Source organism: Burkholderia sp. 10_S31, from assembly GCF_056930375.1.
This window is the reverse complement of record NZ_JBXOWK010000001.1, coordinates 1,766,792-1,781,341: the sequence shown is the minus strand read 5'-3', so window position 1 is coordinate 1,781,341 and position 14,550 is coordinate 1,766,792. Positions and strand designations below refer to the sequence as shown.

Annotated in this window: 5 protein-coding genes and 2 pseudogenes; 5 read left to right on the top strand and 2 right to left on the bottom strand. The window is 68.8% G+C overall.

Annotated features, from left to right (window positions below):
• The first annotated feature begins 169 nt into the window (after window positions 1–169).
• From AC1Z3W_RS08035 to AC1Z3W_RS08025, 3 genes are all read left to right on the top strand, one after another.
• Window positions 170–6,202 carry an alpha-2-macroglobulin family protein gene (locus AC1Z3W_RS08035; RefSeq protein WP_483507408.1) on the top strand — a complete coding sequence of 2,011 codons (6,033 nt, stop codon included), beginning with the start codon at window positions 170–172 and terminating at the stop codon, window positions 6,200–6,202.
• A gap of 10 nt (window positions 6,203–6,212) precedes the next feature.
• On the top strand, window positions 6,213–8,450 hold the full coding sequence (pbpC, locus tag AC1Z3W_RS08030) for a penicillin-binding protein 1C (RefSeq protein WP_483507407.1): 2,238 nt from the start codon (window positions 6,213–6,215) through the stop codon (window positions 8,448–8,450).
• Window positions 8,451–8,582: 132 nt separating this feature from the next.
• Window positions 8,583–9,275: a hypothetical protein gene (locus AC1Z3W_RS08025; protein ID WP_175824576.1), complete on the top strand. Its 693-nt coding sequence runs from the start codon at window positions 8,583–8,585 to the stop codon at window positions 9,273–9,275.
• A gap of 46 nt (window positions 9,276–9,321) precedes the next feature.
• On the opposite strand, the gene AC1Z3W_RS08020 is transcribed toward AC1Z3W_RS08025, so the two are convergent.
• Window positions 9,322–10,569, bottom strand: a complete 1,248-nt coding sequence (locus AC1Z3W_RS08020) for a multidrug effflux MFS transporter (protein WP_057924949.1) — start codon at window positions 10,567–10,569, stop codon at window positions 9,322–9,324.
• A gap of 246 nt (window positions 10,570–10,815) precedes the next feature.
• On the opposite strand from AC1Z3W_RS08020, the pseudogene AC1Z3W_RS08015 reads away from it, so the two are divergent.
• Window positions 10,816–11,022: pseudogene (locus AC1Z3W_RS08015) on the top strand (hypothetical protein); the annotation flags it as partial.
• Window positions 11,023–11,122: 100 nt separating this feature from the next.
• On the opposite strand, the gene AC1Z3W_RS08010 reads toward AC1Z3W_RS08015, so the two are convergent.
• Window positions 11,123–12,019, bottom strand: coding sequence for a glutamate/aspartate ABC transporter substrate-binding protein (locus tag AC1Z3W_RS08010; RefSeq protein WP_483507406.1), 897 nt, complete (start codon window positions 12,017–12,019; stop codon window positions 11,123–11,125).
• Window positions 12,020–12,326: 307 nt separating this feature from the next.
• On the opposite strand from AC1Z3W_RS08010, the pseudogene AC1Z3W_RS08005 reads away from it, so the two are divergent.
• Window positions 12,327–14,087, top strand: a pseudogene (locus AC1Z3W_RS08005) (S8 family peptidase).
• Window positions 14,088–14,550: the final 463 nt, after the last annotated feature.

Genomic DNA, 14,550 nt, shown 5'->3' with positions numbered 1-14,550 from the left:
GACACTCGACATTTCGCTGCAATTTTGTGTCGTCGACGCGACAATTCTGCATTGGGATGCCGATGTGTCGCAACCCGACGACACGCCGCTTCCGGTCATCCGCTCACATGCCCGTCGGTTAGAATCGCGTGCAATCAAACAGAAAGCTTCCCTCCGAGGGCATCGAGCGATGAAGCAGCGCGACAAACACAACAACACGCATCAATCCAATCCCATCACACGGCCGCTCTGGCGCATCGGCGCGGTCGCCGCACTCGGGGGCGCCGCGGCACTGTCGCTGCATGCACTCGCGGCACGCACTGTGAGCGTATCGCCGCAAGGCACGGTCACCGAAGTCCGGCAGAGCGTCGTCAAGTTCGACGAACCGATGGTCGCGTTCGGCTCGGCATCCGCGCCGAATCCCGCGCGCATGACCTGCAACGATTCCGCCGCCGCACGCGGCCAGGGTCACTGGCTCGACGACAAGACCTGGGTCTACGATTTCGAGAATGACCTGCCGCCGGGCGTGCGCTGCTCGGTCGCGCTCAACGACGCGCTGCGCTCGGTCGCCGGCAATGCGGTAAGCGGCCCGCGCCGCTTCACGTTTCAAACCGGCGGCCCGTTCCCGGTGACGGTGCGTCCCGGCTCGCGCGAGATCGAGGAACGCCAGGTCTTCGTGCTGAAGCTGAACGGCCCGGCCGAGCCGCGCTCCGCGCTCGCGAACATCTGGTGCGAAGCGGCCGGCATCGGCAACCGCATCCCCGTCACGGCCGCCGACGACGACACGCGCAACGCGCTGCTCGACCACTTCGGGCTGAAGAAGGACGCCGCGCGCGTGCTGACGCTGTCGTGCGCGCAGGCACTACCCGCGAGCGCGAAGATGCAGCTCGTCTATGGCAAGGGCGTCGCAAGCCCGAGCGGCATCGCGAACGACACCGAGCGCCGTTTCGACTTCACGGTGCGCGCCCCGTTCGCCGCGAGTTTCTCGTGCGAACGCGAGAACGCGAAGGCGCCGTGCACGCCGCTGCGCCCGCTGACGCTGTCGTTCAATGCGCCGATCTCGCGCAAGAACGCCGAGGCAATCAAGCTGCGCGGCCCTGACGGTTCGCTTTCACCGACCTTCGCCGCCGACGACCACAGCGACGAAGTGACGACCGTCACGTTCAATCCGCCGCTGCCCGCGCAGGCAAGCTTGACGATCGAGCTGCCGTCCGGCCTGCGCGACGTGACCGACCGTTCGCTCGCGAACGCCGACCTGTTCCCGCTCGCGACGCGCACCGCGCCGATGCCGCCGCTCGCGAAATTCTCGTCGGGCACCTTCGGGATCGTCGAGCGCTTCGCCGAACCCGATACGCCCGCGCTCGTGCCCGTCACGCTGCGCAACGTCGAGGCCGACCTGCATATCGCGGGCCTCAACACGAGCGGTGCGCAATTCTCGAACCTGAAGGTCGACGACGACACCGCGATCCGTCAATGGATGCGCACCGTCGAGCGCTTCGACAACTGGTCGATGACGGCCGGCACGATCGACGAGCGCATGCCGGGCCTGCTCCGGCGCAAGGGCCAGCACCCCGTCTACGTGCCGCTCGAGGCGGGCGAGAAGATGCCCGCGCCGCAGAACCGCCGCATCGACGTGCGCTCGCTGTCGCTGCTCGCCGGCGAACCGGGTGCGCAGGCGCTGACGCTGCCGAAGGCCGATCCGAAGATGCTGCGTCCGTTCGAGGTCGTCGGCGTGCCGATCGACAAGCCCGGCTTCTACGTGCTCGAACTCGCGTCGCCCGCGCTCGGCCGCTCGCTGCTCGCGAAGCCGTCGAGCATGTACGTGCGCACGACCGTCCTCGTCACGAACCTCGGCGTGCACCTGAAACAGGGCCGCGAGAACAACCTCGTGTGGGTCACGACACTCGACAAGGGCAAGCCGGTGCCGAACGCGCAGATCCGCGTATCGGATTGCAACGGCGACGAGATCGCATCCGGCAAGACCGATGCACAGGGCCTGCTGAAGATCGACGGCCCATTCGAGCCGAAACACGAATGCAGCCAGTCGGAACGCTTCGACGACTACTTCGTGTCGGCGCGCGTCGACGATCCGAAGACGGGCCCCGACATGGCGTTCGTCAGCTCGAACTGGAACCGCGGGATCGAGTCGTGGCGCTTCAACGTGCCGACCGACACCGACAGCGCACCGACCGTGCGCGCGCATACCGTGTTCGACCGCACGCTCTTGCGTGCCGGCGAAACCGTGTCGATGAAGCACTTCCTGCGCACCGAGACGCTGCAGAGTCTCGCGTTCCCGGCGCAATACCCGACGCGCGTGACGATCCGCCATCTCGGCTCGGACCAGACCTACAAGCTGCCGCTCACGTGGTCGGCCGACCACAGCGCGGATACCCGGTTCGCGCTGCCGCCCGCGGCGAAGCTCGGCGAATACAGCGTATCGCTCGAAGGCGGCCCGGACGATGCGCCGACCACCAGCTACTACAGCGGCAGCTTCCGCGTGGAGGCGTTCCGCCTGCCGGTGCTCAAGGGGACGATCAGCGCGCGCGACGCGCAGAAGAGCCCGCTCGTCGCGGTCAAGGAAGCACCGCTCGCGGTGCAGATCGACTACGTGTCGGGCGGCGGTGCATCGAACCTGCCCGTGCAGGTGTCGGCGCTGATGAAGTGGGCGTCGCCCCCGTTCGCGGATCGCTTCGAGGACTTCAGCTTCACGCCCTATCGTCCGGAGCGCAGCGACGGCAACGCCGACGACGATTCGCAGGACGGCGACAGCGCATCGGCCGCGAACAACGATCCCGATGCAACCAAGCTGATCGCGGACAAGCTGCCGCTGACGCTCGACCGCAACGGCGCGGGGTCCGTCACGCTCAAGGGCCTGCCCGACGTCGATGCGCCGAAGCGCATCGCGCTCGAAGCGACGTTCGCGGACCCGAACGGCGAAGTGCAGACGATCCGCGGCGACACGATCCTGTGGCCAGCCGCGGTGGTGGCCGGTATCAAGGCCGGCCGCTGGGTGTCGGTCGGCCAGCGCGTGCCGGTACAGGCGCTCGCAGTCGACCTGCAGGGCAAGCCGCGCGCGTCGGTGTCGATCGAGATCAAGGGCGTCGCGCACGTCACGACGTCGTCGCGCAAGCGGATGGTCGGCGGCTTCTACGCGTACGACAACAAGAGCGACACGCGCGACCTCGGCGTGCTGTGCTCGGGCAAGACCGACGACAAGGGCCGCATGGCCTGCGACGCGACGCTCGAGCAGGCCGGCAACGTCCAGTTGATCGCGGTCGCGAAGGACGGCGACGGGCGCACGTCGAACGCGTCGACGTCCGTCTGGGTCACGCGCGAGGACGAACTCTGGTTCGGCGGCGACAACACCGACCGGATCGACGTGATTCCGGAGAAGACCGCCTACGAACCGGGCGAAACGGCCCGCTTCCAGGTGCGCATGCCGTTCCGCTACGCGACCGCCCTCGTCGCGGTCGAACGCGGCGGCGTGATGGAAACGCACGTCGTGCAGCTCAATGGCAAGAACCCGACCGTCGACCTGAAGGTCGGCGAATCGTGGGGGCCGAACGTCTACGTATCGGTGCTCGCGTTGCGCGGCCGGATCCGCGAAGTGCCGTGGTACTCGTTCTTCACGTGGGGCTGGAAGGCGCCGATCGAATGGGCGCGCGCGTTCTGGCGCGAAGGCCGTCACTATGAAGCGCCGACCGCGTTCGTCGACCTGTCGAAGCCCGCGTTCCGCTACGGCCTCGGCGAAATCAAGGTCGGCACGGGCGTGCATCGTCTCGGCGTGACCGTGACGACCGACGCGACGCGCTACACGGTGCGCAGCAAGGCACAGGCGCACGTGAAGGTCACGCTGCCGAACGGCCAGCCCGCGCCCGCCGGCACGCAGATCGCGGTCGCGGCGGTCGACGAGGCGCTGCTCGAACTGATGCCGAACAACAGCTGGGACCTGCTCGACGCGATGCTGCAGCGACGCGCATACGGCGTCGAGACGGCCACCGCGCAGATGGAAATCGTCGGCCGCCGCCACTTCGGCCGCAAGGCCGTGCCGGCCGGCGGCGGTGGCGGCAGCGCGCCGACGCGCGAGCTGTTCGACACGCTGCTGCTGTGGAATCCGCGCGTGACGCTCGATGCGAACGGCAGCGCAACCGTCGAGGTGCCGCTGAACGACGCGCTCACGCGCTTCCGGATCGTCGCGATCGCGGCAGTCGGCCCCGACCGCTTCGGCACCGGCAGCACGTCGATCCGCAGCACGCAGGATCTGCAACTGATCTCCGGCCTGCCGCCGCTCGTGCGCGAAGGCGACGCGTTCCGCGCGCAGGTCACGCTGCGCAACACGACCGACCGCGCGATGCAGGTCGTCGTGACGCCGCACGTGACGGGCCTCGACGTCGCGCCGCAAACCGTGTCGCTCGCAGCCAATGCGGCGACCGAGGTCGCGTGGACGATCACCGTGCCCGAGCAAGCGCTCGACGCGGCCGGCGCGCTGAACTGGCGCATCGAGGCAGCCGAGCAAGGCGGCAAGCGCGCGGCCGACGCGCTGGCCGTCGCGCAGAAGGTCGTGCCCGCGCTACCGGTGACCGTGCAGCAGGCCACGCTCGCGCAGGTCGACGGCACGCTGACGCTACCCGTGTCGGCCCCGGCCGGCGCCGTCAACAACGCGCAAGGCGCACCGCGCGGCGGCATCGCCGTGTCGCTGCAGTCGAAGCTCGCCGACGGCCTGCCCGGCGTGCGGCGCTGGTTCGAGCGCTATCCGTACAGGTGCCTCGAACAGCAGACCTCGCGCGCGATCGGCCTGCACGACGCCGCGCAATGGCAGGCGCTGGTTGCGCGCATGCCTGTCTATCTCGACAGCGACGGGCTCGCGAGCTACTTCCCGCCGTCGTCCGACGATGCGCACTACGGCAGCCCGACGCTGTCGTCGTACCTGCTCGTGGTCGCCGACGAGGCGAGCCGCCTCGACCCGCGCTTCGCGCTGCCGGAAGACCTGCGCACGCAGCTCGAGGCCGGGCTCGCGCGCTTCGTCGACGGCCGCATCGAGCGCAACGCGTGGGCGCCGCGCCAGGATCGCGACCTGCGCAAGCTCGCCGCGATCGAGGCGCTGTCGCGCTACGGCGCCGCGCAAGGCCGCATGCTCGGCTCGATCGAGATCGCGCCCAACCAGTGGCCGACGTCGGCGGTGATCGACTATCACGCGATCCTCACGCGCGTGAAGGACATCCCGCAGCGCGACGAGAAACGCGCGCAGGTCGAGCAGATCCTGCGCGCGCGCCTCACGTACCAAGGCACGCAACTCGTGTTCTCGACCGCGCGCGACGACGATCTGTGGTGGCTGATGACGAGCAACGAGACCAATGCCGCGCGCCTTGCGCTGGAATTCGCGGGCGACCCGGCGTGGAAGGACGAGATGCCGCGCGTGACGGCCGGCCTGCTCGCGCTGCAACGCCAGGGCGCATGGCAGACGACGACGTCGAACGCACTCGGCCAGCTCGCGGTCGAGCGCTTCTCGCGCACTTACGAGAGCGTGCCGGTCACCGGCACGACGAAGGTCGCGCTCGGCGGCAACGAGCGCGCGATCTCGTGGTCGCAGGCACCGGCGCCCGCCGACGCGCCCGCATCGGCCACCGCCGCGACGCGCGCCGCCACCGCACGCAGCGTGCTGATGCCGTGGCCGCGTGCATCGCAGGCGCCGGCCACGCTGTCCGTCAAGCAGGACGGCACGGGCCGCCCATGGGCGACCGTCGAGAGCCTCGCGGCCGTGCCGCTGCGCGCGCCGTTCGCGGCCGGCTACCGGATCACGAAGACCGTCACGCCCGTGTCGCCCACCGTCAAGGGCGTGCTGACGCGCGGCGACGTCGTACGTGTGCATCTCGACATCGATGCGCAGAGCGACATGACGTGGGTCGTCGTCAACGATCCGATCCCGTCGGGCGCGACGATCCTCGGCTCGGGCCTCGGCCGCGACTCGGAAGCCGCGACGCAGGACGAGAAGCGGCCCGACGGCGCGTGGCCCGCGTTCGTCGAACGCGACTTCGACGGCTACCGCGCGTATTACGACTATCTGCCGAAGGGCAAATTCTCGGTCGAGTACACGGTGCGGCTGAACAACGTCGGCACGTTCGGACTGCCGCCGACCCGCGTCGAGGCGCTGTATGCGCCGTCCGTCTACGGCCTGTGGCCGAACCCGCCGATGACCGTGAAGCCGGCCGACGCGGGCAAGTAACGAGTACGTCATGATCGATCTGGCTTTGCCGCGGCCGGCGCGCTTCGCCGGCCGCCTCTTCGTCGCCGTGGTGCTGGCCGCGCCGCTCGTCGCGCATGCGCTGCCGAGCTACGACGACGTGCGCCGCAACTGGCGCAGCTCCGACTGGGTGCTGCTCGCGCGCGACGGCACGCCGCTGCAGCGCACGCGCGTCGATCTCACCGAGCGGCGCGGCGACTGGGTGTCGCTCGCCGACGTGTCGCCCGCGTTCCGCGAGGCGATCGTCGTGTCCGAGGACAAGCGCTTCTACGAACACAGCGGCGTCGACTGGCGCGGGATCGCAGGTGCCGCCTGGGGCAATCTGTGGAACGAGCGCACGCGCGGCGCGTCGACCGTGACGATGCAGCTCGCCGGGCTGCTCAGTGATTCGCCGCACCGTTCGGGCCAGCGCTCGCTGCCGCAAAAGGCCACGCAGGCGGTGAACGCGCTGCTGCTCGAACGCGGCTGGCGCAAGGACCAGATTCTCGAGGCCTACCTGAATCTCGTGCCGTTCCGCGGCGAGACGGTCGGGCTCGCCGCGCTGTCGCAGGTGCTGTTCGGCAAGGCGCCGTCCGGCCTCGACGCGCGCGAAGCCGCGATCGCCGCGGCGCTGGTGCGCGCCCCCAACGCGGCACCCGCGAAGGTCGCCGAGCGCGCGTGCCGGATCCTGCGCGACATGCATGCGGAACAGGCGTGCGCGTCGCTCGACGGCTACGTGCAGCTCGTGATCGCGCGCCCGGCCAACGCGGTGCGTGACGACGGTGCTGCTCTGGCGCCGCACTTCGCGCGCCGCATCGCGGCCGAGGTCAAGCCGGCGGCCGGTGCGCAGGTGCGCACGACGCTCGATGCGCCGCTGCAGCGCTTCGCGCGCGACACGCTGACGCGCGCGCTGACCGAACTCAACGCGCCCGCGCACCGTCGCAACGTGCAGGATGGCGCGGTCGTCGTGATCGACAACGCGACCGGCGAGATTCGCGCGTGGGTCGGTTCGTCGGGTGCGTTGTCGAGCGCGCGCGACGTCGACGCCGTGCTCGCGCCGCGCCAGGCCGGCTCGACGCTCAAGCCGTTCCTCTACGCGCAGGTGATCGACGAGAAGCGGCTGACGGCCGCGTCGCTGCTCGACGATGCGCCGATCAACCTCGCGGCCGGCGGCGGCCTCTACATTCCGCAGAACTACGACAAGGATTTCAAGGGCTGGGTGAGCGTGCGCACCGCGCTCGGCGGCTCGCTGAACGTGCCGGCCGTGCGCACGCTCGTGCTCGTCACGCCGCACCGCTTCGCGCGCACGCTGACCGCGCTCGGCCTGCCACTCGCGCAGGAAGGCGACTACTACGGCTTCAGCCTCGCGCTCGGCAGCGCGGACGTCACGCTGCTGTCGCTGACCAATGCGTATCGCGCGCTCGCGAACGGCGGCGTCGCGCGCAAGGTCGTCGACCTGCCCGTGCCGTCACCTGCATCCGTCGCATCGGCACCGGGACGTCCGGATAACGGCACGCGCGTATTCAGCGAAGCGGCCAGCTTCGTCGTCACCGACATCATCTCCGACAACAACGCGCGCGTGCGCACGTTCGGTTTCGACAACCCGCTCGCGACACGCTTCTTCTCGGCGGTCAAGACCGGCACCAGCAAGGACATGCGCGACAACTGGACCGTCGGGTTCACGTCGCGCTACACGGTCGGCGTGTGGGTCGGCAATGCGGACGGCTCGCCGATGTGGGACGTGTCGGGGGTGACGGGTGCGTCGCCGGTGTGGTCGGCCGTCGTCGGCTACCTGCACCGCGACCTGCCGAGCCGCGCGCCGAGGCCGCCGGCCGGCGTCGAAACGCGCCGCATCACGTTCGAGCGCGACGTCGAGCCGTCGCGCAACGAGTGGTTCGTCGCGGGCACGGCACTCGACACGATCCGGCTCGCGGCGCCCGTCACGCCGAGCAAGGACGGCGCGCGCGCGCCGCTGACGATCGGCGCCCCGACCGACGGCACGATCTTCGCGATCGATCCGGACATTCCGCCGAAGAATCAGCGGATCTGGTTCGAGCGGTCGTCCGGGCATGCCGCGCGGTTCGCGTGGCGGCTCGACGACAAGGTGATCGGGCATGCCGACCGCATCGCGTGGATGCCGTGGCCGGGCCGGCACCGGCTGGAACTCGTCGACGCGCGCGGCAACGTCGCGGATGCGATCGGCTTCGAGGTGCGGGGGGCGTTCGCGAAGCCGGGCTCACGCAAACCGTAGCAAGCCCCCGGCCGACGGCGAACGAACCGGCAAGCAATCCCCGGATCGCAGACCTAGAATAGGAACAGTGCGCCGATGCATCGGCGCACACCGGTTGCCCTGCCGCGTCCCTTCTCCCGATCGCCCGCGACCATGAACCTTCGACATCCGCGCTTCCTCCGCCCCGCGCTGAGCACGGCCTGCGTCGCCGCCCTCGCGACGCTTGCGGGCTGCAACGGCGACGCCTGCTTCGGCGTCGACGTCTGCTTCAACGACAACAACACGCAGACCGTCGCGCTGTCCGGCACGGCGGCCACCGGCACCGCGCTCGCGAGCGCATCGGTGACGGTCAGTTGCGCGCAAGGCTCGGCGACGACGCTGACCGACGGCGGCGGCAACTACCGCGTGACGGTCAACGCCGCGCTGCCGTGCGTGATTACCGTCGCGTCGGGTGGCACGAGCCTGCATTCGCTCGCCTACGCGGGCGGCACCTTCAACACGACGCCCGAGACCGAGCTGATGCTCGTCTATCTCGCCGCGCAGCTCGGCACGAACACGGCCGGGCTGATCGGCAATTTCCAGGGCAATGCACACTTCCAGCAGGTGATGGGCAGCCCGGGCAGGGTGCAGGCCGCGCAATCGGCGGTGGTGACGAACCTGCAGCAGCGCTATTCGGTCACGCTGTCGACGCCGGCCTTCCTGACGACGCCGTTCGTGGTCGGGCAACCGGGCATCGACAGCGATCTCGACGCGCTGGCCAAGGCCGGTGCGATCGATTCGAACGGGATGCCGGATCCGGTCGCCGTTTCGCTGCTGGCGCAGGCGGGCGCGGCGCAGCCGCTGTGAGCGGCCGGCGTGCCGTTGCGGCAGCCACGAACGCAGCTTCTGCGGCTTACGCCGCCTCCCCGCTTCCGCAAGCAACGCTCGCGGCCTGCTGCTGCGTCAGGTAGCGCAGCAGCTTCGTCACCATCCACACGACGATGAACGACAGCGCGACGAAGAACACCGCGAGCGGCGTCAGCACCTGCACCGACACGAAGCCGGCGAGGCCCATCATCGCGGACGACACGAGCAACAGCGCGCACCCGAGGATCGCGCTCGTCAGCCCCGCGATATGCGGAAACAGCGAGTTGCCCTTGGCCATCAGCGTCGGATACATCGCGCCCGCGCAGAAACCCATCACGAGCACCGGCGTCGCGAGCGTCCATACGCGCAGGCCGACGGTCAGCGCCAGCACGAGCATCACGACCGCCGCGGCCGCCATTACGCGCGCGCCGATGCGCAGCCGCTGCTCGGCGCTCGGCAGCCCGTGCCCGTGAATCCGGTTCGACAGTCCGCCGAGGAAATACATCAGCCCGATCCCGAGCGCGAGATAGCCGAAGAAGGTCGGCGGCTTGTGCAGCGTGGTCTGCACCATGAACGGCCCGACGATGTTGAACACCAGCAGGATGCTGTAGCACAGCCCCTGGGCAAGGAAACAGCTCTGGAACACCGGACTCGCGAGCACCTTGCCCGCGTTCGCCATCAGCGTGCGCGGCTCGAGACGGACCGGTTTCGGCAAGGTTTCCCGGTAGTGCCACAACAGCGCCCACATCACCAGCGAATACACCAGCAGGAACACGAGGCACGCGCGCCAGCCGAACCATTCCTGCAGGTGCGCGCCGATCACCGGCGCGATGATCGGTGCGAGCCCCCACGCGATCGACATGTAGGTGAACGCATGCATCAGCGCCTGGCCCGAGAACGAGTCGGTGATGATCGCCTTCGCGAGCAGGTTCGTCGTCGCGATCCCGAAACCCTGCAGGCAGCGCGCCAGCACGAACGTCTCCAGGTTCGGCGCGCCGAGCGACAGCAGGCACCCGATCGTGTAGATGACGAGCCCGAACGCGAGCACCCGCTTGCGTCCGTACGCATCGGCGACCGGGCCGAAGATCAGCTGGCCGAGCGCATAGGCGGCCATGTAGCCGGACACGCTCGACTGGATCGCCTGCGGCGTGGTCGCGAACGAACGCGCCATGTCGGGCAGCGCGGGCACGTAGATGTCGATCGCGAGCTGGCCTGCGGAGGCGAACAGGCAAATCAGGAACAACAGGAAGCGCGGCGAGTTCGATTCGCGCGCAGGAGTGAGCGAGGCGTTCATGACAACCGGGAAGGATTCGGACGGCGGCGACACGCGCCGGCTTGTTCGAATGACGAACAACGGTGCGTGGCGAAGCGCATATTGTGCCTGTTGTTGCGCGACGCGACCGGAATCCCATGGCGCGGACGAGGTTGAATGCCGATTGCGGCACATGCCGAAACGCGCTAGATGCCCGTTCAGGTTCCCCGGCGAGTCGCCTCGGGAACCCCGGCACGGCTCCGTCCGGCGGGCACTGCCCCGGCTTTAAAGCAGATGATGGCGCTGCAGCATGTCGCGCTCGCCAACGCGTTCGCGATGCCGATGCCGCAGCCCGTCGGGTTCGCGATGCCGCTGTGGGCGATGCCCGAACCGGTCGTCGTGCTCGTGCCGGCGCAGCCGTCCATGCGTTCGATGGCACCGGCCCCGGCGGCACCGGCCAGGCCGGCCGCACGCGTGCCGGAAATCAAGGCCTGACGCTCGGTTCCATCACGCGAGCGACCGGGCCGAAAACCGAAACCGCCGGCGTGTGCCGGCGGTTTTCTATCGACGATGCAACTCCACCACTATGCGTCGATCAGTACTGCGCCTGATCCGTCGGATTCCTGAACAGCTGCTTCATCTCCGGCGACAGCGGATAGTTGAGGCTCACGCCCTTCGGCGGAATCGGCTGCATGAACCACTGGTCGTAGAGCTTCTCGGCCGTGCCCGAGGTCTGCATCTTCGCGATCACGCCATCGACTACGTGCTTGAACGCCGGATCGTCCTTGCGCATCATGCACGCGTAATTTTCATGGACGAGCGGCGTGCCCGCCACCGTGTAGGCGCCCGGGTTGCGGTCCTTCGCGATCTCGCCGTACAGCAGTGGCTCGTCCATCACGAACGCGACCGCGCGCCCCGTCGTGACGTTCATGAACGCTTCGGCGTGGTCCTTCGCGCTGATGATCGTCATGTTCATCCCCTTCTCCTCGTTGAGCTTGCGCAGCAGGCGCTCGTCCGACGTGCCGGCCGTCGTCGCGACTGTCTTGCCGGCCAGGTCCTGGAAGTCCTTCGCGCCCGAATCCTTGCGCGTGCTGAAGCGGATCCCGTAGAGGAAGATGCTGTTCGAGAAGGCGGCCTGCTTCTGCCGCTCCAGCGTGTTGGTCGTCGACCCGCACTCGAAGTCGATCGTGCCGTTCTGCAGCAGCGGAATCCGGTTCTGCGACGTGATCGGGATTTCCTTCACCGTCAGGTTCGGTGCCTTCAGCTCCGTCTTCAGCGTGTCGATAATGCGCGCCGCGATGTCGCGCGAGTAGCCGATGTTCTTCTGCTGGTTGTCCGAATACGAGAACGGCACCGACGATTCGCGGATACCCAGCGACACGACGCCCGTGTCCTTGATCTTCTTCAGCGTGCCGGTGAGGGCCTGCGCGTGCGCGGTGCCCGCCAGCGCGCAGGTCAGCGCGACGGCCAACCAACGGAAGCGGCGATCCATGCTTTTCTCCTGACGAAACGTTGATCGAATCGCGATCGTACGCCCGACAAAATTCGCGTCGCATCAGGGAAAGCGTAGGCAACCGTCCACCACGGCGCGCGCGGACGACGCATTTTCCGTGGCGCGCAAATACGCGTGCATCCCGCGTCGCGCCCGGGCAGCCGCGTTCGCTCGCATCCCGCCTGCCGGGTCGTCCGCTCTGGACCCGCAATCGCATTGCAACGCAGCAACGTAATCGTTTGCGGCAACCCGTTTTTTTCTCGCGAACCGCGCTCAAGAAGCGCCCGTGGCGGCCGTTACCCAGTGCATGGCGCGTCGCAACAATCTTGCGATGAATGTCAGACAAAAACGACAAGGTCCGGTGTTCCTCCGGACCAGGCACGACCGCCAGCACGACGGTTATCTATGAGGATCGAGTCTCACCATGAGAGCCAAACGTTTCAATTTCGCGCTGGCCCGCTCCGCTCATGCGCGCATGCTCGCCGGCATGCTGTCCGCCGCCGCCCTGCTTCCGCTCGCCGGCTGTGGCGGTGGGGGTGGCGGCGACGGCAGCAATCCGTCTTCCTCCAATGCTGCGCCGGCCCCCGCGCCCGCTCCGACCACCCCGCCCGCGGCCAGCGGCAGCAATGCGTGCGCGACGCAGCAGGCTGCCGTGCAGATGGCTGCCCAGACCACCGCGCCGGTCGAGCCGCCGGTCGATCACCTGATCGTCAAGCTGAAGACGCTGACGGCCACGCGCGCGATGGCCGCCCGCGACACCGGCACACGGCTCGACGCGGTGATCCGGCGCTCGATGACGCGCTGGACGGCACCGACGACGACCAGTGCCGCACATGCCTATGCCGCCGTGACGACGTCGCAGGCATCGCTGAACGTGCAGGTCGAGCGGACCCTGTCGGACGGCGCGGCCGTGCTGTCGATCGGCCAGCGCATCGCGTCCGGCGACGCGGCGGCGCTCGCGCAGGCGTTCGCGGCCGACGGCGACGTCGACCACGCGGAACCGGATCACCCGATGCAGATTCGCGACATGCCGAGCGATCCCGCATACAGCCAGCAGTGGGATCTGTCCGACGCGAGCGTCGGCATCAACGCCCCGCCCGCCTGGACGCGGACCAAGGGTTCGCCGACGGTCGTCACGGCCGTGCTCGACACCGGCTACCGGCCGCATCCCGACCTCGTCGGCAACCTGCTGCCCGGCTACAGCTTCATCTCGAACGTCAACACCAGCAACAACGGCCAGACGCGCGGCATCGACGCCACCGATCCGGGCGACTGGGTCACGCAGCAGGAACTCGACGATTCCAGCGGCCCGTACTATCACTGCGCGAGCGAACCGAGCAGCAGCAGCTGGCACGGCACGCGCGTGATGGGCGTGATCGGCGCGACCGCCAACAACGGCATCGGCGTCGCCGGCGTGTCGTGGCTCGGCCGGATCCTGCCGGTGCGCGTGCTCGGCAAGTGCGGCGGCACGACGAGCGACATCGCCGACGCGATGCGCTGGGCGGCCGGCATTCCGGTCGCCGGTGTGCCGAGCAACCCGAATCCCGCGAAGGTCATCAACCTGAGCCTGGGCGGCGTCGGCGCGTGCAGCGCGACGTTCCAGCAGGCAATCGACGACGTGAACGCGAAGGGCGTGACCGTCGTCGTCGCCGCCGGCAACGACGGCCTGTCAACCGGGCTCGACCAGCCGGCGAACTGCCGCGGCGTGATCAGCGTCGGCGCAACCGACGCGACCGGCCGCCGCGCATCGTTCAGCAACTTCGGTGTCGACGTTGCGCTGAGCGCACCCGGCGTCAACATCCTGTCGACGGCCAACAGCGGCACGACGACGCCGGGTACGGACACGTACGACACCGCGAGCGGCACGAGCCTCGCGACGCCGCAGGTGACGGGCATCGTCGGGCTGATGTTGTCGGTGAACGGCAACCTCACGCCCGCGCAGATCCAGCAGAAGCTGCAAGGCGGCGCGCGTGCGGCGATGCTGCCGACCGGCACGTCGTGCACGGCGCTGCCGGCCGGCTCCGGCATCGCCGACGCAGGCGCTGCCGTCACGGCCGCCACGCAGTAACGGGCACGTCGCCTCGACGCAACCGCGCGCATGCCTGCCCAGCGCGCGCGCGTTTTTTCATTCGCGGAGCCGGCATCGCCGCGCTAACGTTCTGCAAGAATTGCCTGAGCAACGTGTGGAAAAAGGGTTGACGCTTCGCACGACGACCCATTACCATCGCCCCCGTCTGATTACATGGAGTGTTCTGTGAACACCGATGCGAGTTGTAGTTGGTCCTCGACCAACTTGACTGCTGCCTGAGGAAACCGCGCAGAGCCTCGTCTTCTGCCGCATCCCGGGAAGCAGGATGCGGCGCCCTTCCGGCCTGACCGGCCAGAATCCCCCGCCGAATTTTTCGATATTGCCGAATGCCCGCGCAGCGCATCGATACGCTGCCGCGCGCGTGCGTTCGTGCTGCGCGCAGCGCGAACTGCGTGCGTGTTCCGTTCGCGTGCCATCCGGCCGCGCGCCTTCGTGCGTGCGC

Coding starts and splice junctions, on each gene's coding strand:
- AC1Z3W_RS08035 (WP_483507408.1), top strand. CDS start 170: ATGAAGCAGCGCGACAAACACAACAACACGCATCAATCCAATCCCATC.
- pbpC (WP_483507407.1), top strand. CDS start 6,213: ATGATCGATCTGGCTTTGCCGCGGCCGGCGCGCTTCGCCGGCCGCCTC.
- AC1Z3W_RS08025 (WP_175824576.1), top strand. CDS start 8,583: ATGAACCTTCGACATCCGCGCTTCCTCCGCCCCGCGCTGAGCACGGCC.
- AC1Z3W_RS08020 (WP_057924949.1), bottom strand. CDS start 10,569: ATGAACGCCTCGCTCACTCCTGCGCGCGAATCGAACTCGCCGCGCTTC.
- AC1Z3W_RS08010 (WP_483507406.1), bottom strand. CDS start 12,019: ATGGATCGCCGCTTCCGTTGGTTGGCCGTCGCGCTGACCTGCGCGCTG.